Source organism: Mesorhizobium sp. M8A.F.Ca.ET.021.01.1.1, from assembly GCF_003998025.1.
Lineage (GTDB): Bacteria > Pseudomonadota > Alphaproteobacteria > Rhizobiales > Rhizobiaceae > Mesorhizobium.
This window is the reverse complement of record NZ_RZSJ01000893.1, coordinates 1-1,532: the sequence shown is the minus strand read 5'-3', so window position 1 is coordinate 1,532 and position 1,532 is coordinate 1. Positions and strand designations below refer to the sequence as shown.

General features: G+C 68.5%; 1 protein-coding gene and 1 pseudogene. One reads left to right on the top strand and one right to left on the bottom strand.

Annotated elements, in window-relative coordinates; all coding sequences use genetic code 11:
• Positions 1 to 1,057, top strand: a 1,057-nt coding sequence (locus EOA36_RS35165; RefSeq protein WP_145969504.1) for an FAD-binding oxidoreductase, incomplete at its 5' end; no start/stop codon positions are given.
• A gap of 44 nt (positions 1,058 to 1,101) precedes the next feature.
• Here EOA36_RS35165 and EOA36_RS35160 read toward each other — a convergent pair.
• Positions 1,102 to 1,532: pseudogene (locus EOA36_RS35160) on the bottom strand ((2Fe-2S)-binding protein); the annotation flags it as partial.

Below are 1,532 nucleotides of genomic sequence, written 5' to 3'. Positions count from 1 at the left end.
CGGCGAAGACACCGGCTTTCGCCGTTGCGGACTGCTCTATCTCAGCAATGACGAGGCGGAACTGGCCGGCTGGGCGCGCTGGCGCGACTTCGCCAGAACGGCCGGCGTTACCACGCATATGCTCGACGGTGCCGAGGCCAGCGAGCAGGGCCGCGCCACGGGGCGGAGCTGGAAGGGAGGCGTCTTCTCACCGACCGACGGCACCGCCGACCCCTCGCGGGCCGCACCCGCCGTCGCCCGCGCCATCGTCAAGCTCGGCAGCAGCGTGCACCAGAATTGTGCCGCGCGCGGCATCGAGACCGAGGGCGGCCGCCTGAGCGGCGTGGTCACGGAGAGCGGAACAATCCGAACCAAGGCCGCTGTCATGGCCGGCGGCGCCTGGGCCTCTTCCTTTTGCCACCAGTTCGGTTTCCGCTTTCCGCAGGCATCGGTGCGTTCGTCCATCCTGTCCGTATCGCCCGGCGCGGAGGGCCTGCCGGATGCGCTGCACACCGCGAAGATTTCGGCCACCCGCCGCGGCGACGGCGGCTACACGCTTGCGATTAGCGGACGCGGACGCGTCGACGTGACGCCACAGCAGCTGCGCTTCTCGTCGCAGTTCGTGCCCATGTTCCTGAAGCGCTGGCGAAGCCTCGGGCCTGGCGGCTTGCAAGGCGTGCGTTCGGGCCATGAAACGCTGCGGCGCTGGCGGCTCGACCAGCCGACGCCGATGGAGCGGATGCGCATCCTCGATCCGGCTCCGGATCAGTCGACCATTCGCCTGACCCATGCCCGCGCGCTCGAACTGCTGCCGGCATTACGCCGGACGAGGATAAACGCTGCCTGGGCCGGCTATATCGACAGCACGCCGGACGGCGTGCCCGCCATTGGCGCGATCCACAGCGTTCCAGGTTTCATCCTCGCCGCCGGCTTTTCGGGACACGGCTTCGGCATCGGGCCCGGCGCCGGGCATCTGGTCGCCGATCTGGTGACCGGGTCGGAACCGATCGTCGATGCGACATCCTACGATCCGCGCCGCTTCGATGGTTCGGTCTGGGGCAAGGTCGCCGATTTCTGAGATGTGATCCATACCGACATCCGGGCGCGGCTTTGGCAATCGCATCAGTACTCCCGGAGAAAGGCGCCGACAGGCGCTGGTCGGACAGGGGCCTGCCCGCGAAACCTGCCGACTGCATCTGGCGAGCAGCCGGCTCGTGCCGCGACGAGTTCGACCGCGGCCAACTGGCAATAGCGCCCCTGGCATCGCCCCATGCCGACGCGTGAAAGCGACTTGACCCTGTTGGCCTCGCTGCTTCCGAAATCCGCGCCCTCGTGCACAGCTGCGACAGTCACGTTCTCGCAGCGGCAGACAACCGCGTCGCCGGGAAGCGCCCGCACCATCGCGGCTGGCCAGGGAAAGGCACGAGCCAGACCACGGGCAAAGAGATCGAGCCGCTCGAGCTTGCGCAGATCGGCGCTGGCGGGAGGCGCCCGATAGCCGAGATCGCGGGACGTTTGGCGGCGGCGGCTTGCCTCTCCGATCTCGGCTATCG